Annotated in this window: 24 protein-coding genes and 1 riboswitch; of the genes, 14 read left to right on the top strand and 10 right to left on the bottom strand. The window is 34.0% G+C overall.

What is annotated here, in order from left to right; translation table 11 throughout:
- Complete coding sequence (locus YWA_RS14945; RefSeq protein ID WP_169627256.1) at nt 1-1,152, bottom strand: FecR family protein; 1,152 nt, start codon at nt 1,150-1,152, stop codon at nt 1-3.
- Nucleotides 1,153-1,262: 110 nt separating this feature from the next.
- On the opposite strand from YWA_RS14945, the gene YWA_RS0110590 reads away from it, so the two are divergent.
- The 5 genes from YWA_RS0110590 (at nt 1,263) to YWA_RS0110570 (ending at nt 5,700) form a co-directional block, all read left to right on the top strand.
- Nucleotides 1,263-1,841, top strand: a complete 579-nt coding sequence (locus YWA_RS0110590) for an RNA polymerase sigma factor (protein WP_022828488.1) — start codon at nt 1,263-1,265, stop codon at nt 1,839-1,841.
- Between the two features lie 168 nt (nt 1,842-2,009).
- Nucleotides 2,010-2,912, top strand: a complete 903-nt coding sequence (locus YWA_RS0110585; RefSeq protein ID WP_026718750.1) for a MerR family transcriptional regulator — start codon at nt 2,010-2,012, stop codon at nt 2,910-2,912.
- 15 nt (nt 2,913-2,927) lie between these two features.
- On the top strand, nt 2,928-4,385 hold the full coding sequence (locus tag YWA_RS0110580; protein WP_022828486.1) for a phytoene desaturase family protein: 1,458 nt from the start codon (nt 2,928-2,930) through the stop codon (nt 4,383-4,385).
- Nucleotides 4,386-4,392: 7 nt separating this feature from the next.
- On the top strand, nt 4,393-5,232 hold the full coding sequence (locus YWA_RS0110575; RefSeq protein ID WP_022828485.1) for a phytoene/squalene synthase family protein: 840 nt from the start codon (nt 4,393-4,395) through the stop codon (nt 5,230-5,232).
- Between the two features lie 24 nt (nt 5,233-5,256).
- On the top strand, nt 5,257-5,700 hold the full coding sequence (locus tag YWA_RS0110570) for a sterol desaturase family protein (RefSeq protein ID WP_022828484.1): 444 nt from the start codon (nt 5,257-5,259) through the stop codon (nt 5,698-5,700).
- A 59-nt stretch (nt 5,701-5,759) separates the two neighbouring features.
- On the opposite strand, the gene YWA_RS14940 is transcribed toward YWA_RS0110570, so the two are convergent.
- The 4 genes from YWA_RS14940 to YWA_RS0110550 all read right to left on the bottom strand — a co-directional run bounded on the left by YWA_RS14940 (nt 5,760) and on the right by YWA_RS0110550 (nt 7,859).
- Nucleotides 5,760-6,263: a DUF4252 domain-containing protein gene (locus tag YWA_RS14940; protein WP_051126942.1), complete on the bottom strand. Its 504-nt coding sequence runs from the start codon at nt 6,261-6,263 to the stop codon at nt 5,760-5,762.
- A 68-nt stretch (nt 6,264-6,331) separates the two neighbouring features.
- Nucleotides 6,332-6,865 carry a DUF4252 domain-containing protein gene (locus YWA_RS0110560; RefSeq protein ID WP_022828482.1) on the bottom strand — a complete coding sequence of 178 codons (534 nt, stop codon included), beginning with the start codon at nt 6,863-6,865 and terminating at the stop codon, nt 6,332-6,334.
- Nucleotides 6,866-6,901: 36 nt separating this feature from the next.
- Entirely contained in the window at nt 6,902-7,363 is a 462-nt protein-coding gene (locus YWA_RS0110555; protein ID WP_026718749.1) for a hypothetical protein, read from the bottom strand.
- On the bottom strand, nt 7,350-7,859 hold the full coding sequence (locus tag YWA_RS0110550) for an RNA polymerase sigma factor (protein WP_022828480.1): 510 nt from the start codon (nt 7,857-7,859) through the stop codon (nt 7,350-7,352). Before YWA_RS0110550 ends, YWA_RS0110555 begins: the two co-directional genes overlap by 14 nt.
- Before the next feature lie 118 nt (nt 7,860-7,977).
- Between YWA_RS0110550 and YWA_RS0110545 the strand changes: the two genes are divergently transcribed.
- Nucleotides 7,978-9,426, top strand: a complete 1,449-nt coding sequence (locus YWA_RS0110545) for a S41 family peptidase (RefSeq protein WP_022828479.1) — start codon at nt 7,978-7,980, stop codon at nt 9,424-9,426.
- A gap of 48 nt (nt 9,427-9,474) precedes the next feature.
- Entirely contained in the window at nt 9,475-10,098 is a 624-nt protein-coding gene (locus YWA_RS14935; RefSeq protein WP_022828478.1) for an N-acetylmuramoyl-L-alanine amidase family protein, read from the top strand.
- 68 nt (nt 10,099-10,166) lie between these two features.
- Here YWA_RS14935 and YWA_RS0110530 read toward each other — a convergent pair whose 3' ends face one another.
- Both YWA_RS0110530 and YWA_RS0110525 read right to left on the bottom strand, forming a co-directional pair.
- On the bottom strand, nt 10,167-11,219 hold the full coding sequence (locus YWA_RS0110530) for a YncE family protein (RefSeq protein WP_022828476.1): 1,053 nt from the start codon (nt 11,217-11,219) through the stop codon (nt 10,167-10,169).
- A 3-nt stretch (nt 11,220-11,222) separates the two neighbouring features.
- A complete protein-coding gene (locus YWA_RS0110525; RefSeq protein WP_026718748.1) occupies nt 11,223-13,058 on the bottom strand; it encodes a TonB-dependent receptor plug domain-containing protein in 1,836 nt (611 codons plus the stop codon).
- A gap of 31 nt (nt 13,059-13,089) precedes the next feature.
- Nucleotides 13,090-13,284: riboswitch (cobalamin riboswitch) on the bottom strand.
- Nucleotides 13,285-13,412: 128 nt separating this feature from the next.
- Here YWA_RS0110525 and YWA_RS0110515 point away from each other — a divergent pair.
- From YWA_RS0110515 to YWA_RS0110505, 3 genes are read left to right on the top strand one after another with little or no spacing between them, the layout of a single operon-like run.
- Entirely contained in the window at nt 13,413-14,555 is a 1,143-nt protein-coding gene (locus YWA_RS0110515) for an ABC transporter substrate-binding protein (protein ID WP_022828474.1), read from the top strand.
- 8 nt (nt 14,556-14,563) lie between these two features.
- A complete protein-coding gene (locus YWA_RS0110510) occupies nt 14,564-15,589 on the top strand; it encodes an iron ABC transporter permease (protein WP_022828473.1) in 1,026 nt (341 codons plus the stop codon).
- Nucleotides 15,590-15,596: 7 nt separating this feature from the next.
- Nucleotides 15,597-16,385 (top strand): ABC transporter ATP-binding protein, encoded by a 789-nt coding sequence (locus YWA_RS0110505; RefSeq protein WP_022828472.1) that lies wholly within the window; start codon nt 15,597-15,599, stop codon nt 16,383-16,385.
- Here the strand turns inward: YWA_RS0110505 and YWA_RS0110500 are convergent.
- Both YWA_RS0110500 and YWA_RS0110495 read right to left on the bottom strand, forming a co-directional pair.
- Nucleotides 16,382-16,843, bottom strand: a complete 462-nt coding sequence (locus YWA_RS0110500) for a tRNA (cytidine(34)-2'-O)-methyltransferase (protein ID WP_022828471.1) — start codon at nt 16,841-16,843, stop codon at nt 16,382-16,384. The genes YWA_RS0110505 and YWA_RS0110500 overlap by 4 nt on opposite strands.
- An 18-nt stretch (nt 16,844-16,861) precedes the next feature.
- Entirely contained in the window at nt 16,862-17,440 is a 579-nt protein-coding gene (locus tag YWA_RS0110495) for a pseudouridine synthase (protein ID WP_022828470.1), read from the bottom strand.
- A gap of 125 nt (nt 17,441-17,565) precedes the next feature.
- Here YWA_RS0110495 and YWA_RS0110490 point away from each other — a divergent pair, with 125 nt between their 5' ends.
- The 4 genes from YWA_RS0110490 (at nt 17,566) to YWA_RS0110475 (ending at nt 20,510) form a co-directional block, all read left to right on the top strand.
- Complete coding sequence (locus YWA_RS0110490) at nt 17,566-17,901, top strand: hypothetical protein (protein ID WP_022828469.1); 336 nt, start codon at nt 17,566-17,568, stop codon at nt 17,899-17,901.
- A gap of 235 nt (nt 17,902-18,136) precedes the next feature.
- On the top strand, nt 18,137-18,406 hold the full coding sequence (locus YWA_RS0110485) for a hypothetical protein (RefSeq protein ID WP_157505332.1): 270 nt from the start codon (nt 18,137-18,139) through the stop codon (nt 18,404-18,406).
- A 173-nt stretch (nt 18,407-18,579) separates the two neighbouring features.
- Nucleotides 18,580-19,935, top strand: a complete 1,356-nt coding sequence (gene rmuC, locus YWA_RS0110480; RefSeq protein WP_022828467.1) for a DNA recombination protein RmuC — start codon at nt 18,580-18,582, stop codon at nt 19,933-19,935.
- 38 nt (nt 19,936-19,973) lie between these two features.
- Nucleotides 19,974-20,510 (top strand): acyl-CoA thioesterase, encoded by a 537-nt coding sequence (locus tag YWA_RS0110475; RefSeq protein ID WP_022828466.1) that lies wholly within the window; start codon nt 19,974-19,976, stop codon nt 20,508-20,510.
- 133 nt (nt 20,511-20,643) lie between these two features.
- Here the strand turns inward: YWA_RS0110475 and carB are convergent, their stop codons facing one another.
- Complete coding sequence (gene carB / locus YWA_RS0110470) at nt 20,644-23,499, bottom strand: carbamoyl-phosphate synthase large subunit (RefSeq protein WP_022828465.1); 2,856 nt, start codon at nt 23,497-23,499, stop codon at nt 20,644-20,646.
- Nucleotides 23,500-23,544: the final 45 nt, after the last annotated feature.

Here is a 23,544-nt window from a genome sequence, read left to right as displayed (position 1 = left end):
TTATTCAATATAAATGACATTGTTTTTAATACTATATTTGATTGGGTAGCTTTCACTCAAATGATTCAATAAAGATTCTATCGATTCATTTAAAAATGTGGCATTAAACTTTTCGCTATTCAACGCTTTATTTTTCACCACAATTGTGACATTATATTGACGCTCTAACGTTTTTAATATATCTTCAAATTTTGCATTTTTAAAAACCAATGTTCCCGTCATCCAAGCGATGTACGGTTTTACATTTACTTTTTCTGTCGATATAACGTTGGTTCCTTTTAAAATCGTTCCTTTAAAACCAGGAGTCAGATCAACTGATGCTTTCTTCATTTCAATATCTTGCGACAAGGCTACTTTTCCTTCTACCAAAACAACATTCGTTTCAGACTCATTTTCATACGCGTTTATGTTAAATTTTGTACCTAAAACTGCCACATTAACCGCATCAGTAGACACTTTAAAAGGATGGTTTTTATCTTTTGAAACATCAAAAAATCCTTCACCTTTCAAGAAAACCATTCGGTCACCTTCGATTGGGAATGCCGTTGGAAAACGAAAAGTAGTACCTGCATTTAAAAATACTTTTGTACCGTCAGAAAGTTGCAATTGGAATTTTTTACCAAATGGAATTTTTAACGTATTGTAAGTGATTTTTTGATCTTGCCCTTCATTTGTGTAGACTAATCCATTTTTGGTTGACGAACCTACTACGATTCCATCTGCATTTTTAATGGTTGTTTCTGTAGAAAGATCTAATTGTTGAATAGAACCGTCTTCCATTTCCAATGTAATTGCTTCTAATTTAGGTTGAAAAACTTCATCCGCTAAAGTTGGATTACGTTCAGTTTGAAATACAAACCATACTCCTAAAGCAATGACAAGAACCGCTGCAATTTTGATATAATTAGAAATGTGAAAAACAGATTTACGCTTTTCAGGCTGCTTTATTTTATTTAAAAGATGCATTTTGACTTTTATTTTGTCAAAAGAATGCAAATTACTTGTAGAAGCAATGTTCACTTTTACCAAATCATCGAATATTTTTTGATGTTCTGATTCTTCAAGCCATACCATTAACGAATCAATTTCACCTTTAGTTTCTTGATTGTTTAAGTATTTTACAATTATATCGGTCGCTTTTTCGCTATTCATCAGTTCACACATTTATTCTAATACGAAGTCGAAAATGAATACCCTATATTTTTTTGATATATTTTTAACTTTAGTAAATTTCTAAAGCAATATTTACTTAATTTGCTACTATGTCTTCTCACGATTTTAGCGATAACAGCCAATTGATTCAGCGCCTTAAAAAAGGGGATCAAAAAGCGTATACCTATATTATTGACATGTACTTTGATAAATTGTGCGTTTACGGGTACGGATTATCACGAAACACGGCAATTGCGGAAGATATTGTGCAGAATTGCCTGCTCAAAACATGGGAAAAAAGAGCACAATTAGAAGAAACACTTTCTCTTAAAAGCTATTTATATAAAATGGTTTACAATGAGTTTGTAGACATTTACCGCAGGAATAAATCAGTCTCGGCTTTAGAAGAAAATTATCAAAAATCTGTTGAGTCATTTATGGTTACAGATGACGAGGAATCATTTCAAGCTGCCGTAAATGCGGTTCGAAAAGAAATTGATAAACTTCCTGAAAAATGCAAAAATATTTTTATCCTAAGTAAAAAAGAAGGCCTCACCAATGCAGAAATAGCGGAACACTTAGGCATTTCAATTAAAACAGTCGAAGCACAAATCACAAAAGCGTTCTCCATTCTGCGTGAAATTTTCAAAGACAAACTCCCTTATATCTTGTTTACACTTTTTAGATAAAAAATAACGGGGATATTTTTGACATTAATCTATTAATTTACAGCAAATTAAAGTACTAACAACAACCTTTAAAAGAAATTTTTTGTTAAATTGCACAAACAAATCGTTAAACAAATTAGTTTTTCAAACTTTTAAAATGTACTTTTGTTTAAGATAAACAATAAAATGATGAACACTTTTAGAAACGCATACAGTATTAAGGACTTGGAAAACATTTCAGGTATTAAAGCGCATACGATTCGTATTTGGGAAAAGAGATATAATATCTTAGAGCCCATGCGAACCGACACCAATATTAGGTATTACGATTTTGGAAGCATCCAAAAGTTGTTAAACATCACTTTGTTGCACAATCACGGGTACAAAATATCGAAAATTTCTCAATATCCTTCGGAAAACATTCCGAGTTTAGTCAAAGAAATTATTACCGACAAAACATATAAAAGTCACGCAATAAATGCGTTTAAAGTGGCGATGTTAAACTTTGATCGCGAAGCATTTTACAAAGCATACGATCAATTGTTGGCCAATAAATCATTTACAGGAATTTTTAGCGATGTATTTGTTCCGTTGTTAAATGAAATAGGTTTGCTTTGGCAGACCAATACAATTACAGCCGCTCACGAACATTTTATCACGAATTTAATCAAACAAAAACTTGAAGTTGAACTTGAAATTATTTCAAAATCACAACAAGTTATTCAAGATAAAATCTTTATTTTATTTTTACCGGTTCAAGAAAGTCATGATTTAGGTCTGAAATACTTGAACTATGAAATCGTAAAAAATGGGTACAAGACCATTTACCTTGGCGAAAGCGTAGAAATTGACGATTTAAAAAAAATGACAGAGCAGTTTGAATCGCCTGTATTTTTGACGTACCTTACTACTACTCCAATGCTTGACGAAATCAATGCTTACATCGAAAAATTACAACAGAATCTTTTAGTAAACAGTGCGGATTCAGAATTGTGGGTTATGGGAATTGGAGTTGAAAATTTACCAATGGAAACGGCAACAAATCGTACCAAACTTTTTCTGTCAATGGACCACATCATTAAATCATTATAATTTTTTAGAATACGAATGTCACAAGAAATTGCAATTATAGGTTCAGGCTTTTCGTCGTTATCAGCGGCTTGTTATTTGGCGAAAGCCGGAAATAAAGTAACGGTTTACGAAAAAAACAAGACGATTGGTGGACGAGCCAGACAAATGAAAAAAGAAGGATTTACATTCGACATGGGACCAAGCTGGTATTGGATGCCCGATGTTTTCGAGCGCTTCTTTAATGACTTTGGGAAGAAAACAGCTGATTATTACGAGTTAATCAAACTTTCACCAGCTTATCGTGTCTATTACGGAATCAATGATTTTGTAAGTATCGCAGATAATTTAGAAGAAATTATTGCCACTTTTGAGTCTATTGAAAAAGGTAGTGGTGACAAATTGAAAGCTTTTATGGCCAAAGCCAAAAGCAATTACGACATCGCAATTAAGGATTTAGTTTACAGACCAGGCGTTTCACCGCTTGAATTGATTACGGTTGAAACAGCTAAAAAAGTAGGCCAATTTTTTAGTACCATCAGTAAGGATGTAAAACGCGAATTTAAAAATCAACGCTTAATTCAAATTTTAGAATTTCCAGTGCTGTTTTTAGGAGCGAAACCAAGTAACACGCCCTCGTTTTACAGTTTCATGAATTATGCTGATTTCGGATTGGGAACGTGGCATCCAAAAAACGGAATGTTTGATGTGGTAAAAGCCATGGAAACATTGGCAAAGGAGTTAGGAGTTACTTTTGAATTCAATGCAAACGTAAATAAGATTGTTGTTGAAAATGGTGATGCAAAAGCGCTCATCGTAAATAATTCTAGAGTTGAAGCAGATGTCATTCTAAGTGGTGCCGATTACCATCATTCTGAAACATTACTAGATTCAGAATACCGCATGTACTCCGAAAAATATTGGGACAGTCGGGTTTTTGCGCCATCATCGCTACTTTTCTACGTAGGTTTCGACAAAAAATTAGAGAACGTTTCGCATCATGCACTGTTTTTTGATGTCGATTTTGATCAACACGCTAGAGACATTTACGACGAACCAAAATGGCCAGAAGATCCTTTGTTTTATGCCAACTTTCCTTCTGTAACGGATCCGTCAACTGCACCAGAGGGAATGGAATCTGCTTTCTTTTTGATTCCACTAGCACCAGGAATTGAAGATCATCCGGCTTTACGGGAAGCGTATTTTGATAAAATTATCGATCGATTTGAAACGCTAACTAATCAAAAAATAAAAAATAACATTATATTTAAAGAGTCGTTTTGTAAGAATGATTTTGTATCTGATTACAACTCGTACAAAGGAAATGCATACGGAATGGCCAATACATTGCTGCAAACTGCTTTCTTACGACCAAAATTAAAAAGTAAAAAAGTTAAAAATTTATATTTTACAGGTCAGTTAACCGTTCCAGGTCCAGGAGTTCCACCGGCTTTAATTTCGGGAAAATTAGTATCGGAATTAATTAAAAACAATTAAATTGTCTATGAAATCCATTTTTGACACCGTATCAGCTGAATGCAGTAGAACCGTCACGCGTTCGTACAGCACTTCGTTTTCGTCTGCCGTAAAAATGTTAGCGCCAACAATCCGACAAGATATTTATAATATTTACGGATTTGTAAGGTTTGCTGATGAGATTGTCGACAGCTTCCACGATTACAATAAAATCGCTCTTTTTGAACGTTTTGAAACCGATCTACATTTGGCTTTGAAGGAAAAAATCAGTTTAAATCCAATTTTAAATTCATTCCAACATACCGTAAATAAGTATGAAATTGATATGAACTTGATCGATGCTTTTATGCACAGTATGCGACTTGATTTATACAAATCAGATTACAAAACAACGGAAGAATACAACCAGTATATTTATGGTTCTGCTGATGTTGTGGGTTTAATGTGTTTGAAAGTTTTTGTGAAAGGCGACATGGCAAAGTACGACGAATTAAAAGAATCTGCAATGCGATTGGGTTCGGCTTTTCAGAAAGTAAATTTTCTCCGTGATTTAAAAGCTGATTTTGAAGATTTAAGTCGGACTTACTTTCCAAATACCGATTTAACGAAATTAGATGAAAATTCGAAAAACGAAATTATTTCAGAAATTGAAGCGGATTTTACAGCTGCATTTCACGGTATCGTAAACTTACCGTTAGAAGCGAAATTTGGCGTTTACACCGCTTACGTTTATTACAAAAAACTATTGATGAAGTTGAAAAACACACCTTCAACAGAAATAAAAAACACTCGAATTCGGGTTTCTGATTATCAGAAGTTTGGCTTATTTGCCAAGTGCTATTTCACTTACAAATTGAACATTATTTAAATTACAGCATAAAAATCAACAACAATGGGAATTCATATCTTAGTTTTCTTTCTGACCTTTTTCTTCATGGAATTCATGGCTTGGTTCAGCCACAAATACATCATGCACGGTTTTTTATGGAATTTGCATGCAGATCATCATAAGAAAGACCACGACTCTTGGTTTGAAAGAAACGACGCTTTTTTTATTATTTATGCCGTTATTAGTATTGGATTTTTCCTGCTGTGGCAAAATAATATTTTGGAAATTGGCTTAGCGATTGGCTTAGGTATTTTCGCTTATGGATTGGCGTACTTTTTAGTACACGACATCTTTATTCACCAAAGATTTAAGCTTTTTAGAACTGCAAATAACAGATATGCAAAGGCAGTTCGTAGGGCACATAAAATGCACCACAAGCACATTGGTAAAGGAGATGGAGAATGTTTTGGGATGTTACTTGTTCCTTTTAAGTACTTCAAACAATAAAGCAAAAAAGCCTTTCGATTTAAAATGAAAGGCTTTTTTTATACAATTAATGCAGACTATTAATTAATCGTTGTATTGTTTGATTCTCCATTATCGGTCTTCTGCAGCATTTTTTGCAATGGTTTTAATTGCTCTAGATTAATTTTAGATTTTTGCAAAATAGTGACAAAATGCATCATGTCATTTGACGTTATACGATCTCCTAAGATTCGTACAACAGCAAAACCAGCTTCAGCACTTCGAGCATAGAAAATAATTTCGTCTACTTTTTCTTCCGTCCCTAAATAACTTACGGAAACACCTTGCATTCCGGAACTAAATTTCATTAGTGAAATGTATTTTTCTTCTTTTAAAATATCCTCAATTTTGGTTCTTTCCGACTCGTAAATTGACGCATTTTCAGCATTCAAGTTGAACGCTAGAATATTCATTTTTTCAAAAGATTTGAATGCTTTTTGTTCTTCTTGTGAAAGCAAACGCTGATCAATATTTAAAACCGAAGGCGAAAGGTCAATGTTAATAAAGTTCGCATCTTCAGAATGTGCGACAAAATAACGTTGCAATGAAGGTTCATTAGTACAACTAAGTAATAACAAACCGCATATAACTAAGATTAGGGAGTTCTTTATCATTATTTCGTTCCTTTACCAGTTTTGTTCAACACATTTCCACCAGGAAGATTCATTTTATCCGTCAAAACCGATAACTCATTCAAATCAAAATCTCCAGTAAGCGACATTAAAACGGTTTCATTTTTCTTTCCACTATCCTCAATGTACATCAAAAGCTCTTTAATTTGACTTTCCTTCGCTCCGGATTTTACTAGAATTCTAATATTTTGACTTCCGTCTTTAACCCGCATCAACTCTTCTAATCCAGCAGACACCAAATACTTTTCGGCAGTCGCTTTCAAATCTGCTTTAATTTTAGGATTTGAAGTTGTGAAAACTTTTAGATTGTTTAGTTTTTTAGTCAAACTAATGAATTGCTGCATTTCCTTATCATTCGCATCCATCTTCACATTCCCCATCATTTGAAACATTTTTTTGCTCACTAACACGGAAGTGACGTCGTCTAAACCGTCAAATTTATCAAAAACAGATTGTTGTGCGAAAAAGAAGTTCGGCAATAAAACGAAGGCAATTAGTACAATTATTTTTTTCATGGTTTCTTTATTTTATAAGTCTTTTAAATTTTATTTTTAATTTACGTTGAAAATTTTATTTTTGGTAACCTCATATTCACCAATATACTGTACACTTTCATAACCCGTATTTACATGCTTTGAGAGTAAAGTCAATGCTTTCTGTGTTTCTTCTAAAGCCACTTTTGGATCATTATAAGTTCCTAAATCACTTTCATTCTCCGGTTGATAGCTCGTGTACATAAAAATTACAACACCTAAACCAACAATCAAGGTTGCCGCGATTGAAAGTAAAAAAGCTCGGTTTTTTTTCGGATGTTCTGCAGATTTCAACATAAATTCTTTTTTATTTTTAATTTGTTTAGCTTCCGCAAAGTAGCCAAATAATGCCTGATATTGTATTAAATGTTTCGCAATATTTTCCTGTGCAAAATAATTGCGTAACGCCAATTCCTCTTCTTCATTTGAATCTCCGTCAAAATACTTCTCTAGAAATACTTCAATTTTACTTAATTCCATATTCATGTGTTTTTACCATTGCTTCTCTGATGGTTTTTCGTGCTCTTGAAAGTGCCACCCGAATTGCTGTTTCATTCATTTCTAAAATTTCTGCTATTTTTTCAAAATCATACTGCTCAATATCCCGCATTTGAATAATCAGCTGCTGCTGAACGGGTAAATTTTGAATTATTTTTTCGACCCAATTCAATATGTCTTTGTTTTCTATTTCATCCTGCAAATAACCTCCATTATCAGCATAATTCGCATGTTCTATTTTCAAATGAGAAGCTCGTTTATTTTTGAGTTGATCAAGACAGTAATTTTTAGTCATCGTCATTGCAAAAGCTTCAACACTTTTATATTCGTGCAATTTTTCTTTCTTATTCCACAAACGCATCAGCATTTCCTGCGAAACATCTTCAGCTTCTTCCACACTAATTAACAAGCGACGTGCCAATCGAAATACCTTTTCTTTAAAAGGCTGAACAAGATGTACAAATTCCGATGGCGTCATAAACATGATTTGAAATGCAGTGTATACTAAGAAGACGAATCAACTTTCTTTTTGTTACAAAAGAATGGTATTTAAATCTAAAGTAGTTAAATTTACGTTTGTAATTTAAAAGAATAACATGAAAAATATTTTTAAATTGTTGGTTTTAACCATTCTTGCATGTTTGACACTTTACAGTTGTGACGACATGGACGACTCCTTAAATGTACCCACAAATCTTGAAGTGCAGAATTTTATTTGGAAAGGACTCAATTTATATTATTTATGGCAAGAAGATTCGCCTGATTTAGCAGACGACCGCTTTGCAAATCAAGGACAATTGAATGCGTTTCTTTCCAATTATGGAAGTCCTGTTGATTTATTCAATCATTTAAAAGTAGACAAAAGCATCGATCGTTTTAGTGTTTTAGTGGACGATTATGTATATCTAGAAAATCTTTTTCAAGGTGTGACTAAAAATAACGGAATGGATTTCACCTTACGTTACAAACCAGGAAGTCAAACGGAAATATATGGAGTTGCAAATTATATTTTGCCAAATTCAGACGCTTCAAGTAAAAATGTAACTCGTGGTACGCTTTTTTACGGAATAAACGGTCAAGCCTTAAATGTGGATAATTACAGAGCATTGATCGCTTTAAATACATACACTTTAAATTTAGCCGATTTTAACGGTGGAGCAATTACGCCAAACGGACAATCGGTTGAATTAATCAAAAGCGAACTTACTGAAAATCCTATTTTCCTGACGAAAGTGATTCAAACCAACACCAAGAAAGTGGGTTATTTAATGTACAATGGTTTCACCGCTAATTATGATTTAGAATTAAATCAAGCATTTGCAACATTTAAAAACGAAGGTGTTACTGATTTAGTTTTGGATTTACGTTACAATGGTGGTGGTTCTGTTTTAACTGCAACCCGATTAGCAAGTATGATTACAGGGCAATTTAGTGGACAATTATTTGCGAAGCAACAGTGGAATTCAAAAATTCAGACTTATTTTGAAGAAAATAATCCGTCGCAATTGGTCAATAATTTTACGAATACGATTGGCAGTACACCAATTAACAGTTTGAATTTAACGCGGGTTTACGTTCTGACAACAGGCGGAACTGCTTCTGCCAGCGAATTAGTCATTAACGGACTGAAACCATATATGGATGTAATCCAAATTGGAACCAAAACAATCGGTAAAAATGTAGGTTCAATTACATTATATGATTCACCCACTTTTAATAAAGAAAATGTAAATCCACGTCATAAATATGCAATGCAACCTCTTGTGATAAAAACAATCAATAAAGATGGTTTTGGAGAATACCAGGATGGAATAATTCCGACAGTGGAACAACCCGAAAACCCAGGTAATCTAGGTGTTTTAGGAAACCAAAGCGAACCTTTATTACAAACGGCTTTAGGATTAATTGAAGGAAACGGACGAACTGCTCCATCAAATTTAAGAAAATTTGGACAAGAGTTTAAAAGCTCAAAATCCTTACAGCATTTTGGAAATGAAATGTATATTAACAATAATACAGAAATTACATTGCCAATATTCAAATAATTAAGCTAGATTGTCGTTCTATTTTAACAAACCATAAATTCTACTTACATGAAAAACACATTTAAATTTATTCTAGCATTTGCAGTTTTGGCTTCGTTTGCTTTTATCAAGCCATTTGAAAACGATCCTAAAAAGACCATTACTGTTGTAATTGATGCCGGACATGGTGGGAACGACGACGGAATGACGGTTGATGGTTTTATCGAGAAAGAAATCGTAGCCTCGATTGCTCAGAAAATCAAGGGAAAAAATGCTAATGAAAATGTAATTATTCACCTCACACGTACCCAAGATCAATACGTGAGCTTGCAAGATCGTGCAAAGTTTATCAATGAGTTGAAACCAGATTTAGTGCTTTCACTTCATGTGAATGGAAATGAAAATGCAGCAGCTTCAGGCATAGAATGCTATGTTTCTCCAAAAAACGCAATGTATGAACAATCAAAAAAAATAGCGGAAGACTTAAATTCTCGTTTAGTAAACAATCATAATTTAAAATCTAGAGGTATAAAAAAAGCTAATTTTACAATGCTTAAAGATTCAAAATTCCCATCTGTTACTGTGGAATTAGGCTTTCTTTCCAATGAAAATGACAGGGCTTATTTAACGAATAACGAACAACAAGATAAAATTGCAACTACTATTTTAGAAGCAATTGCAGCAATTAAATAATTTTTTGTCCCAAAGAAAAAGGGCTTGCATATACATGTAAGCCCTTTTTTAGTTTATAACTAAAAAAATTAGTCGTTGAAGTAAAATCCATTTGGAATTAAACCTGCACTAAACTCTTTTTGCAAAGTTCCTGCTGTACTGTAAATAAAAACAGCCCCATTTGAAGCATAATCTTTAGCATCGCCCACGAAAATTCTATTATTATCAACTGCAAAACCATATAAAGTAGTCGCTGTTGAAGTAAATAAAGGCGTTCCAGAAATCGCAGTTGTAGATAAATTTTCTTTATAAACGGCTGAATTTACTGTAAAGTACATTTTGTCATCCTCAATATTTAAATTCTGAGCATTCATCAATCCCGTCATAGTGATTTCAGAAACTTTTAAATTTGTAGTTAAATTGATTTTTACCACTTTACTGTCGTTTGTGACATTTCCACATAAAACATATAGAAACCCATTTTCTTCCTCCATAGAATTTGGTGACATTCCAACGTCAATTGTGCTTTCAATTACTTTTGTTGCTGCATTAATTACAGTTACTGAATTTCCAGCACCATAACTTCCGTTTGCTACATATAATTTTCCATTCTCCGCTACAATTTTTTCAGCAAGTGCATTTACAGCAATAGTACTTTCCACTTCGTAGGTTGTCAAATTTATTACACTAATAAAGTCGTCTGTCAAATTACCAAAATCAGCTAAATTAGTGACGTAAGCTTTTCCGTTTACAACTACACCGTAACGAGGAACGCTAAATCCTGTTTCAATTTTAGCAATCAATTCAAACGTGTATCGATTTACAACCGTTACTTTATTAGAACCATTAGAAACAATAAAAGCGCGGTCGCCATCAAAAAACATAGACTGAACGTAACCACCAATTCCTTGACCCGGATTTACTGTTCCAAAAATATCTTGACCAACACTAGTTAAATCGTCTGTGATAAATGAAATACTTCCAGCAGAACCGTTTCCTTCATTCACTACTAAAATACCATTATCGTAAGCACCAAGCGGCACTTGTGGTTCAACAGCTGCATTGTCATTGTCGTCATCGCTACATGAAACAAATAAAAGTGAACTTGCAATAGCAACAAAAAGCAATTTTGTAATCTTCATAATTTAAAAATTAAGGGTTAAATTTATTGTGTAATTTCGGCCAGGAAGTGGCCTGTTTTCTACGCTTTCGTAGTTTTCATTCCATAAATTAAGGATTTTGAATCCAATGGAATAATTTCTTTTTTTGTCCAATTCTGCTGAAAATCCGACATTCGAAACAGTATAATTTTGTATAATTTTTTTAGAATCATTATCTGTTTGTGTGAATACTTCACCGTTAAATAAATATTGATAAAAGGCAGAAAAACGACTGTACGAATAAGCAATTGATGCCGTTGTTTTATGAAAAGGAACAAACGTCAATTGCTTTCTAGTTTTCTCATTTTCCGATTTCGTATACGAATAATTGGCATTGAAATCAAATTGGTGTCTATCAATTTTCTTTTGATAATTCACCGAAATTTCACTTCCAAAAATAGAAACGCGATCCGTATTCATAGGTTTGAAAACACCACCATTTTGCGGAACCCAACGAATCATGTCTTTTATCTTTGAATGAAAAACCGTGGCCGTAAATGTGAAACTTTCAAATTGAAAAACGTTTCCAATCTCACCTAGTAAGGAATTTTCGGGCTTCAGATCCAAGTTTCCAGCTCCTTGCCAGTACAAATCATTGAAGGTAGGAATTCTGAAGTTTTTCGAAAAATTCGCTTTCAAAGTATAGAATTTTAAAGGCTTGAAATTCGTTCCAACAGCATACAAAAGCGGACTTCTATAATTAGAAGTTATCTCTTTTCGCAAACTCCAATCATAAGAAAATTTGGAGTTCACGTGGTGCTTAAACTGCAATCCAAATCCTGTAATTGTTCTTTTATCTTCTTGAATATCCGACCCAATTCCCTTATTCTGCGTATAATCAGCTGCAAAATCGGCTTGTATTGTGGAATTGAATCGGTAATTCAAATTGTATTTTGCCAAAAGCGTTTCTACTTTTCCAAATGTAAAATTATCACTTGCTGCATTTCCAAAGTATTTATACTTTTCGCTTAAAAAACCAACTTTCACATTCGAACTAAAAGCACCTAAAAACGTAGTGAAATCAGCTAAATTCCTCGTATTTACATCTTGGTATTTTGTTCTGCTATCCGAAGAATTTATTAAAGAAAAATGACGTTCTCCATCGTACACTTGGCTATACAATTTCAGTATATTCTTTGCATTTAATTTATAACCAAACCCAATATTATAACTTGAATTAAAGTAATTTCCATTCAAATTTTTCAATTTAGAACCCAAATACTCGTAATCATTATCGGAACTATTTCGTGAAATACTTCCAAAAAAACTGATTTTTTCATCGGAGTAACGCAAATGATAGTTAATCCCTAACGTATTAAAACTGCCGTAGTTTACACTTAATAGATTTGAAAACTCATCTTTAAAACGCAAGTCGGTAATCAGGTGAATACTTCCACCAATGGCACTTGTTCCGTAAAGCGAACTTCCTCCACCCGCTCGAACGCTAATGGAATTGAAATCTGAAGTGGTGATTGTATTAAAATCGGTCTGACCGTTTAACTGTGAATTGATATTGATTCCGTTCCATATTACGGCAGTTTGTTGAGCTGTTGTTCCGCGAAAAGACGGCGAAGAAACCATAGCCAAACCATTTTCTTTAAAATAAATTCCAGTTGAAAAATTTAATAAATTACTTAGTGAAGGTTGGCTTTTTCGAATAATCGAATCATTCATTTGCTGCACATTCTGCGAATCTGAATAATTTTTTAGTTTTTTATCGGACACTTCTACTTCCTCCAAAATTATTGCAGGAGTCGTTTGTGCCAAAGTTGATTGGCAAACTAAAATTCCAAATAAAAAGATATAAAATCGTAAAGTCATAATTTCTGAATCTTTTTTCCCGAAGATTCGATATTTGTTACGAAAAAAGGCAGGTCTCCTGGCTTGCGTCTTGTTGTCTACCTTCCCATTTCGCCAATAACGAAACAGTGGTTTTGTAGTTTACAACAAGCTTTTTAGCTTACAGTTGCGGGAACAGCTTTGGTTTTAAACCAAATTCCCTTTTAATGCGATTGATAAAATCACAACCTTAATTCGAGTGCGAAAGTACACTAAATATTGAGCAATTCCATTTCGTTTTTCAAAAAATTTACGTTTTGTGTTTTACTTTGAAATTTAATTAATGCCATAAAAGTCAGAATAACTTCTACCTTTGCAACGCATAAAATCTTTTTCATGAAAATGTACAACTTCAAAATCGCCTTACTTTTTACATTTCTATTTGCTTTCAGTTGCAAAAAAAATCCAACTGAAATTACAGTAAAAACAGAAATTTCAGAAAACACAGTTCAGTATGCAACGGGATTTTCAATCTTTAAATACGAAGGTTATTCAGTAGTAAAAGTGGTAAATCCATGGCCAAATGCAACAAAAGAGTACACCTATGTTTTAAAAGAAGCAGGCGGAACAATTCCAGATAGTTTGCAGAACTATACTTCTATTTCAGTTCCCGTAAAAAATATTGTGGTGACTTCAACGACTCATATTCCCTCTTTAGAAATGTTAGAAATGGAAAATTCATTAATAGGATTTCCCAATCTAAATTACATTTCTTCGGAGAAAGTTCGTTCGCTAATTGAAAAAGGAAAAGTAAAAGAATTAGGGCAAAACCAAGATTTAAATACGGAAGTGATCATCGATTTAAATCCCGATGTTTTAATTGGATACGGCATTGACAATAAAAATCCAACATTAGATAACCTTGAAAAAAGTGGCATTAAAATCATGATGAATGGCGATTGGAACGAACAAACGCCGTTAGGAAAAGCAGAATGGATTAAATTTTTTGGTGTGTTGTATGGCAAAGAAAAAAAGGCAGATTCAATTTTTTCAACTATTGAAAGAGAGTATAAAAACACAGTTAAGTTAGTAAAAAAAGCAACTAAAAAACCAACCGTTTTAGCAGGTGATATTTTTGAAGGAACTTGGTATTTACCAAAAGGTTCGAGTTGGGGTTCTCAACTTATCAAAGAAGCAGGAGGACAGTATTTGTGGCAAGAAACCGAAGGAACTGGAAGTTTAGCCCTGTCTTTTGAAGTCGTTTTTGAGAAGGCAAAAGACGCAGAATTTTGGATTACTTCGGGACAATTTGCAACTTTAAAAGACATGCAGAAAGGCAATCCGCATTACAGTCAATTTTCTGCATTTAAGAATAAAAAGATATATTCGTTTAGCAACAAAAAAGGAAAAACAGGCGGAAATTTATATTATGAATTAGCACCAAACCGACCTGATTTAGTTTTGAAAGACTTAGTTTGGGTTTTCCATCCTGAACTTTTGCCAAATTACAAACCGTACTTTTTTGAACAGATTCAATAGAGAATTTAATGACTACAAAACGCCATTATTTTTTATTTATAAGTTTCGCCATATTACTGGCGTTCTTCTTCTCAATGGATTTAATTTCGGGACAAGTTTCTATTCCTTTAAAAGAAGTTTTTAAAATTTTGATTGGACATGAATCATCAAAATCTACTTGGGATTACATCATTTTAAATTTTAGATTGCCCAAAGCAATTACTGCAATATTAGTGGGAATGGGACTTTCCATCAGTGGTCTTTTAATGCAAACCTTATTCAGAAATCCTTTAGCTGGACCTTATGTTTTGGGTTTAAGTTCAGGATCAAGTTTAGGTGTCGCCTTCGTGATTTTAGGAGCAGGATTTTTACCGAGTTTTCTAAATCAAGCGGTTTTATCCGATTATGGAATTGTTTTGGCATCTTGCTTAGGAAGTTTTCTAGTTGTTTTGGCAATAATGATCGTCGCGCAAAGATTACGAAATACAATGTCTATTTTGATTGTGGGATTAATGTTTGGAAGTTTTGCTGGAGCAATTGTAAATGTATTAAGTTACTTCAGCACCGCCGAACAACTTCAAAAGTTCACCTTTTGGTCAATGGGAAATTTAGGTAATTTATCTTGGAACTCCATAGGGATTTTAGGAACCGTTGTCAGTGTGGGATTGCTATTGAGTTTGTTCAGTATAAAATCTTTAGATGCTTTATTGTTAGGTGAAAACTACGCTAAAAGTGTAGGATTGAATTTCAAAAAAGCACGTTTTATCATCATTATTGCAACAAGTATTTTAGCGGGAAGCATCACTGCTTTTGCTGGACCGATTGCCTTCATTGGATTAGCAGTTCCGCATATTGCAAAATTATTATTTCAAACAAGTAATCATAAAATATTATTTTTTAGTACACTATTATTAGGTGCAATACTGATGCTTATTTGTGACATCATTTCGCAGATGCCTTATTTATCGATGACTTTACCTATCAACGCAATTACTTCTATTATGGGAGCTCCCGTTGTAATTTGGTTATTAATTAGCAAAAAAAACATTCAATAATCAAGTTATGGAAAATGAGATTATCCTGCATTCCGATACGATTTCAATTGGATACGCTAGCAAAAAAGAAAAAATAATTATAGCAAATGATATCACTATTCAATTGCAAAAAAGTAAATTAATTGCTTTAGTGGGAGTTAATGGTATTGGAAAATCTACTTTACTAAAAACAATTACCGGCATCCAAAAACCGATTGAAGGAAATGTTTATTTAAATAATAAAAACATCGCAGATTATACGGCAAAAGATTTGGCACAACAAATGAGTCTCGTTTTAACAGAGCATTTACCGCCAAGTAATTTGACCGTTTTTGAATTAGTTGCTTTAGGTCGCCAACCGTATACGAATTGGTTAGGAACATTAACCACAGAAGATCTTGAGAAAGTAAACGACGCCATTCGCTTGACGAAAATTGAACATTTGGCACAAAAAAAACATTTCGAAATCAGCGACGGACAATTGCAAAAAGTCTTAATTGCAAGAGCTTTGGCACAAGATACGCCATTGATCATTTTAGACGAACCAACGACACACTTGGATCTGTTGCACAAGTTTACCTTATTGCAATTGCTTCAAAGATTAGCAAAAGAAACACAAAAGTGTATTTTATTTTCGACGCACGATATTGATTTAGCAATCCAACTTTGCGACGAAATGATTGTAATGACACCAGAAAAAACCGTTCAAGCGTCGCCTTGTGAGTTAATCAAAAATGGAACATTCAACACTATTTTTGACGATAAAAGTATTGGTTTTGATCAACAAAAGGGAAAGTTTATCTTCGAGAATCGCTAAAGTTTTGAGGTCACAATCAATTGTCTTTTTGCCTCACCAATCACCATTGCAACCGCATTTGCTAAATTATAACTTCGTACCAACGGAGAAATAGGAATACCCAAATGATTTTGAAATTCCGCTAACATTTCAGCACTCAAACCCACAGATTCTTTTCCAAAAACCAACCAATCACCGTCTTGAAAATCGGCTTCTAAATACGATTGTTCCGCATGGGAACTGAAAAGAAAAACACGTGAGAAATCCGGAATTTGATTTCGCCATTCAGCGATATTTTGGTACTGACACCAATCTAGATGAACCCAATAGTCCAATCCAGAACGCTTCAGATTTTTGTCGGTTATTTCAAATCCAAAGGGATGAATGAGATGCAATCGGTTTTCAGTTCCAACGCACAATCGTCCAATATTTCCTGTGTTATTTGGAATTTCAGGTTCTACCAAAACAATATTCAACATAAAAATTAGCTTTTAAATTTAAGAGAGAACCGCTTCCAGCAGGTTTTCCATTTCGATTACGTCACCGGATTTCATTTGATTCAGATTTACATTTCCCACCCGAATACGCACCAACCGCAGTGTTGGAAAACCAACAGCAGCTGTCATTTTTCGCACTTGCCGGAACTTTCCTTCACGAACGGTAATTGACGCCCAAGTTGTTGGACCATGTCGGTCGTCACGGACTTTTTTAGATCGGATTTCAAAATTAGGATCATCTATTTTTTTCGCATTGCAAGGCAACGTCATGTACTTTCCACCTTCAAAACCAATCTCGACACCGGTTTTCAAAAGTGCAATGGCTTCATCGGTAATAATGCCATCCACTTGAACATAATATTCTTTATCTACCTTTTTACTTCGAACAGCTTCACTCACTTTTCCATCGGTTGTCAACAAAAGTAGGCCTTCGGAATCTTCATCTAAACGACCAATTGCCATCGTTCCAGCAGGAAAATCTGATAATTCGCCTAAAAGCTTTTTCTTACGTTTTTGTTCGTAAACAAATTGACTTAAAAAGCCGTACGGTTTGTAAATAAGGAAGTGCTGGTGTGACATAATGCGATTGAGAGCGACAAAGATAATCGCTTTGTTGCATTAAAACAATGTTAATGGTTTTGGAATTTAAATCGTTTTGAACGTAACTTAACCTAAAAATTGTCAAAAAACTAAAATTATAAATTATGGAAAAATCTAATTCCAAAAGTGCACAACCTGTAAATGAAGGTTTCAGCGGAAAAAATTTCGTGGAAAAAGAAAATACTTCAACTGCAGATTTGAAAAAAGAATTCGAGAAAGATGATCATGGAAAGGTAATTCAAGTTGATCGAGCACGCTATGTTGAAAAGAATTTGGAAGACTCAAAATCCGCTCCAAAAGTGGATTATCCCACAGAATCTATTCATCAAACACCTGAAACAGCAGAACACAAAGATTTTAATTCCAACCCGAATCCAGATGAATTTCCGGATAAAAATAAAAAAAATCAAGAAAATCGAGGCAACATAAAAGACTCATAATCAAAGAATTTAATGTAAATGAGTCCTAATTTCTACGTAGAAATTAGGACTCGTTTGTATTTTAAATCATACTATATTTATTGTTTTTTCACTTCTAGAAAACCGTACGTATTTTATTTTCGTATAGTTAAATATATCCCAATGAAATTGTATAAGATAAAGCAAAAATCACATAAGCATCTCATATAATAGTAGTTGTAATTTAGCAGTAAGAAAAATCAATAAAACACGCGTTATGAAAATAGTATCTCTAATCCTGTCAATAGTAGTCTTCATCGGAGCTGGCTTCTTTTTAATCACCGATTTTCGTCCTTCAATGGAAATGAATTTCTTGATTTACATGTCATTATTAGTGATTCTAATGTTAATTTGCATCGTGGGCGTTTTGATCAATTACCCAATATTATTGCAACAAAGAAAAAATGTAAAAACCATTATATACAACAGTTACTCTGCTAAACGGATTTCCAATAAAGAATTTGACCACCAATTTGGAATGTCATAAGCTTATATAAAAACTAAAATTCACAAAACGATTTCTCAAAAGGAATCGTTTTTTTTGTGCCAAAAAATTAAAAGAAGTAGTATTAAATAATTTTTTTTTTCTTGAAACAATGAAGAACATCAATATATTTTTTTGTAGATTTCTGTTCGTGTATTCTATCCTAAATTAAAAATATGAATGAGATTTTGATTGCGGTTCTAGTTGGAGTTTTAAGCTTCATTTTTGGTTTTATGTTCGCCAAATGGTTTGTTGCCTCTAAAAATTCAACAGAAAAACAAGTTTACGTTGAGCAGATTAGGCAACTGGAGCATCAAATTTCTGTGACAAAAGAAGAGCAAAATCGAATGCACGACTTTTTGCAGAAACAGAACACTCAAATTCAAATTGATCGCGAACAAATTCGCACTGAAAAGGAAGTTTTAGCCATTCAGCTATCTAAAAAAGAAGCAGATTTTGATCACTTATTTGAACGACATAGAGAACAAAAAAGTGAGGTTGAAGATTTACAAAAGAAATTCACAACGGAATTTGAGAATTTGGCCAATAAAATTTTAGAAGAAAAAAGCACCAAATTCACACTTCAAAATCAAGAGAATCTAAAAACTATTTTAGCTCCTTTGCAGGATAAAATTCTGAATTTTGAAAAAAAGGTCGAAGACACACATAAGGAAAGCATTGACTATCATGCGGCTTTGCGCCAACAAATTTTGGGACTCAAGGATTTGAACGTTTTGATGAATAAGGAAACGATGAACTTGACAAAAGCCTTGAAAGGCGATAATAAAATGCAAGGGAATTGGGGCGAATTGGTTCTTGAACGTGTTTTAGAAAAGTCAGGGTTGGAAAAAGGTCGGGAATACGAGGTGCAACAAACTTTTGAAATAGAAGGTCAGAAGCGAATTCCTGATGTGGTCATTCATTTGCCGGAAGGTAAAAAAATGATCATTGACTCAAAAGTATCGCTGGTTGCTTACGAGAAATTCGTTAACGAAGAAGACGAACATTTGAGAAAAAACTACCTCAACGAACACATTGCATCCTTGAAAAAGCATGTTGAGCAACTGAGTTCAAAAAATTACCATACCATATACGACATCGAAAGTCCGGATTTTGTATTGCTATTTGTCCCGATTGAAGCCGCTTTTGCTACCGCATTAAATAACGACAGCTTTTTATACAACAAAGCATTTGAACAAAACATCATTATTGTAACTCCCACGACATTACTTGCCACACTTCGCACAATTGATAGTATTTGGACAAATCAAAAGCAACAACAAAATGCCTACGAAATTGCGAGACAAGCAGGTGCTTTGTATGATAAGTTTTATGGGTTCATCACCGACATGGAAAAAATTGGCAGAAAATTAGACGATGCAAAATCGGAATATAGTTTAGCGATGAATAAATTGGTGGAAGGGAAAGGGAACTTAGTCAATAGCGTTCAGAAACTCAAAAAAATGGGTGCGAAAACCAATAAAAGCCTACCTGAAAATTTACTTATTACTGAAGAAGATAGGGAATCTTAAAATTAGTTGTTATATTTAGTTTACAAAAACAAAATAAAATGATTTTCAAACCTGTCGAAGCCTCAAGAGTGACTTTATCGGAACTTATGTTACCGTCACACTCTAATTTTAGTGGAAAAATTCACGGTGGATTTATACTCTCACTGATGGATCAAATTGCATTTGCAAGTGCGTCCAAATTTTCAGGATATTATTGTGTCACCGCTTCTGTTGATACGGTAAACTTTTTAAATCCTATCGAAATTGGCGAGTTAGTTACTTTAAAAGCTTCTGTGAACTTTGTTGGAAACAGCTCCATGATTGTGGGTATTCGCGTAGAATCTGAAAATATCAGAACGGGAACTTGCAAGCATTGTAACTCTTCTTATTTTACGATGGTTGCCAAAGATGATGAAGGAAAAACGATTAAAGTACCGGGATTAACGATTTCTACTGAAGATGAAATCAGGCGTTTTTATAACGGAATTCAGCAAACCAAATTAAAGAAAACAAATCCTAAAGTAGCTTTTGAACGTGATTTTGATACAATCGAAATGCACCAACTTTTTCAAGACTTCAACGTTGAAATCAAATAACACTTTAATCTGGAATTAAAGACCATTTCAAAACCAGAAGCGAGTACTTTATTCTAAAATAAAACCAAATTTACCACATAAAAAAAGTCTCTTTCCACAACGAAAAGAGACTTTTTTAAATATAAGCTATTTATTATTTACTTAAGTACATCTTACGTCTTGAATACAATTCGTAAAACTGATCGTCTTTTAAATCATCAATAAACAAGATGCTTTCACCTGTTGATTTCATCTCTGGACCCAATGCTTTATTTACATTTTTGAACTTACTAAATGAGAATACAGGTTGCTTAATTGCATATCCTTTAAGTTGCGGATTGAATTTGAAATCCGTCACTTTATTATGACCCAACATTACTTTCGTAGCGTAATTTACATACGGTTCGCCGTACGCTTTTGCAATAAAAGGAACAGTTCGAGAAGCTCTAGGATTTGCTTCGATAATGAAAACCGTATCATCTTTGATTGCAAATTGAACGTTGATTAAACCAACCGTTTTCAATGCTCTTGCAATGTTAATGGTATGTTCTTTAATTTGTTGCATTACAAATTCACCTAAATTAAACGGTGGCAAAGTTGCGTTCGAATCTCCTGAATGGACGCCACAAGGCTCAATATGCTCCATGATTCCGATGATGTACACATTTCCATCTGCATCACAAATTGCATCAGCTTCTGCTTCAATTGCACCATCTAAATAATGATCTAATAATAATTTATTTCCAGGAATTGATTTCAATAAATCAATTACATGTTCTTCTAATTCTTGTTTGTTGATGACAATTTTCATTCCCTGTCCACCCAAAACGTAAGAAGGACGAACTAATAATGGAAAATCTAATGTATCTGCTAGTTTAGAAGCTTGGTCGGCACTTTCAGCAATTCCGAATTTTGGGAAAGGAATATTTAAAGTTGTCAATAATTCAGAGAAACGGCCTCTATCTTCCGCTAAATCTAAAGCGTCAAAGCTAGTTCCAAGAATTTTAATTCCGTATTTTGAAAGTTTTTCAGCTAATTTTAAAGCCGTTTGTCCTCCTAATTGTACAATTACTCCTTCTGGTTTTTCATGACGGATGATATCGTAAATGTGTTCCCAAAAAACAGGTTCGAAGTATAATTTATCAGCTGTATCAAAATCAGTTGAAACCGTTTCAGGATTACAATTAATCATGATGGTTTCGTAACCACATTCTTTTGCAGCTAAAACCCCGTGAACACAAGAATAATCAAATTCAATTCCTTGCCCAATTCTATTTGGACCTGAACCAAGAACAATTACTTTTTTCTTATCCGTTACAATACTTTCATTGTGAACGTATCTTGTTCCGTCTGCTTTTTCTACTTCTGCTTCAAAAGTCGAATAATAATAAGGCGTCAATGCTGGGAATTCAGCCGCACACGTATCTACTAATTTGTAAACACGGTTGATGTTTTTGTCCTCACGTAATTTATAAATCTGACTTTCTAAACAACCCATCATGTGAGCGATTTGTCTGTCGGCAAATCCTTTTTGTTTTGCTTCTAAAAGTAATTCTTTAGGAAGTGTATCAATTTTGAAATTTGAAATTTCGCGTTCTAAAATATAAAGTTCTTCGTATTGCTTCAAGAACCACATGTCTATTTTAGTGATTTCGTGGATTCTGCTTAATGGAATTCCCATTTGAATGGCATCATAAATTACGAAAACTCGGTCCCAACTTGCAAAAGTTAGCTTCTCAATGATTTGTTCGTAATTTTTGTACCCTTTTCCGTCAGCTCCCAAGCCATTTCGTTTGATCTCTAATGATTGTGTCGCTTTGTGCAATGCTTCTTGGAACGAACGTCCAATTCCCATCACTTCACCAACCGATTTCATTTGAAGCCCTAACGTTCGGTCTGCACCTTCGAATTTATCAAAGTTCCAACGTGGTATTTTTACGATTACATAATCTAAAGTCGGCTCGAATAAAGCAGAAGTTGATTTTGTAATTTGGTTTTGCAATTCATCTAATGTGTAACCCAAAGCTAATTTCGAAGCGATTTTTGCAATTGGATAACCTGTCGCTTTTGAAGCCAAGGCGGATGAACGAGAGACACGTGGATTGATTTCAATTGCCACAATATCTTCTTTTTCGTCTGGCGAAACGGCAAATTGTACGTTACAACCTCCTGCAAAATTTCCGATACTTCGCATCATCAAAATCGCCATGTCGCGCATTTTTTGGAAAGTCGTATCTGATAACGTCATTGCTGGAGCTACCGTAATTGAATCTCCTGTATGAATTCCCATCGGGTCCATATTTTCAATGGAACAGATAATTACCACATTATCGTTTTGGTCGCGCAAAAGCTCCAATTCGTACTCTTTCCAACCGATCAATGCTTTGTCAATTAATACTTCGTGTATGGGCGACATTTCAAGTCCGTACGAAAGTTTTTCGTCGAATTCTTCCTTGGTATGTACAAAAGCAGCTCCTGTTCCTCCTAAAGTAAATGAAGGACGAATTACTAAGGGAAAACCAAATTCCTGTGCGATTTCTTTTCCTTGCAAGAAAGAAGTTGCCGTTTTTGCTGGTGCTGTTGGAACACCAATTTTATGTAACAACTGTTTGAATTGTTCACGATCTTCTGTTACGTTAATTGCATTAATGTCCACTCCAATTAATCGTACACCAAAATCTTCCCAAATTCCTTTTTCATCTGCTTCTAAACACAAGTTTAAAGCCGTTTGTCCACCCATTGTTGGCAAAACGGCATCAATTTGTGGATGTTCTTTAAGAATTTGAATTAAAGATTTCGTTGTCAATGGCAATAAATACACGTGATCCGCCATTGATGGGTCGGTCATAATCGTTGCCGGATTGGAATTGATTAAAATAACTTCGATTCCTTCCTCACGAATGGAACGAGCGGATTGTGAACCTGCATAATCGAATTCGCATGCTTGTCCGATTACAATAGGTCCTGAACCAATTATTAAAAGCGATTTGATTGAATTGTCTTTCGGCATAGTAGTTATATTTTGTGTGTTGTTGTGTTGTTGTATTTTAAAAAA

The sequence above is a fragment of the Flavobacterium antarcticum DSM 19726 genome (assembly GCF_000419685.1).
GTDB lineage: Bacteria > Bacteroidota > Bacteroidia > Flavobacteriales > Flavobacteriaceae > Flavobacterium > Flavobacterium antarcticum.
The sequence above is the reverse complement of the archived record's forward strand: the minus strand, read 5'-3'. Positions and strand labels throughout refer to the sequence as shown.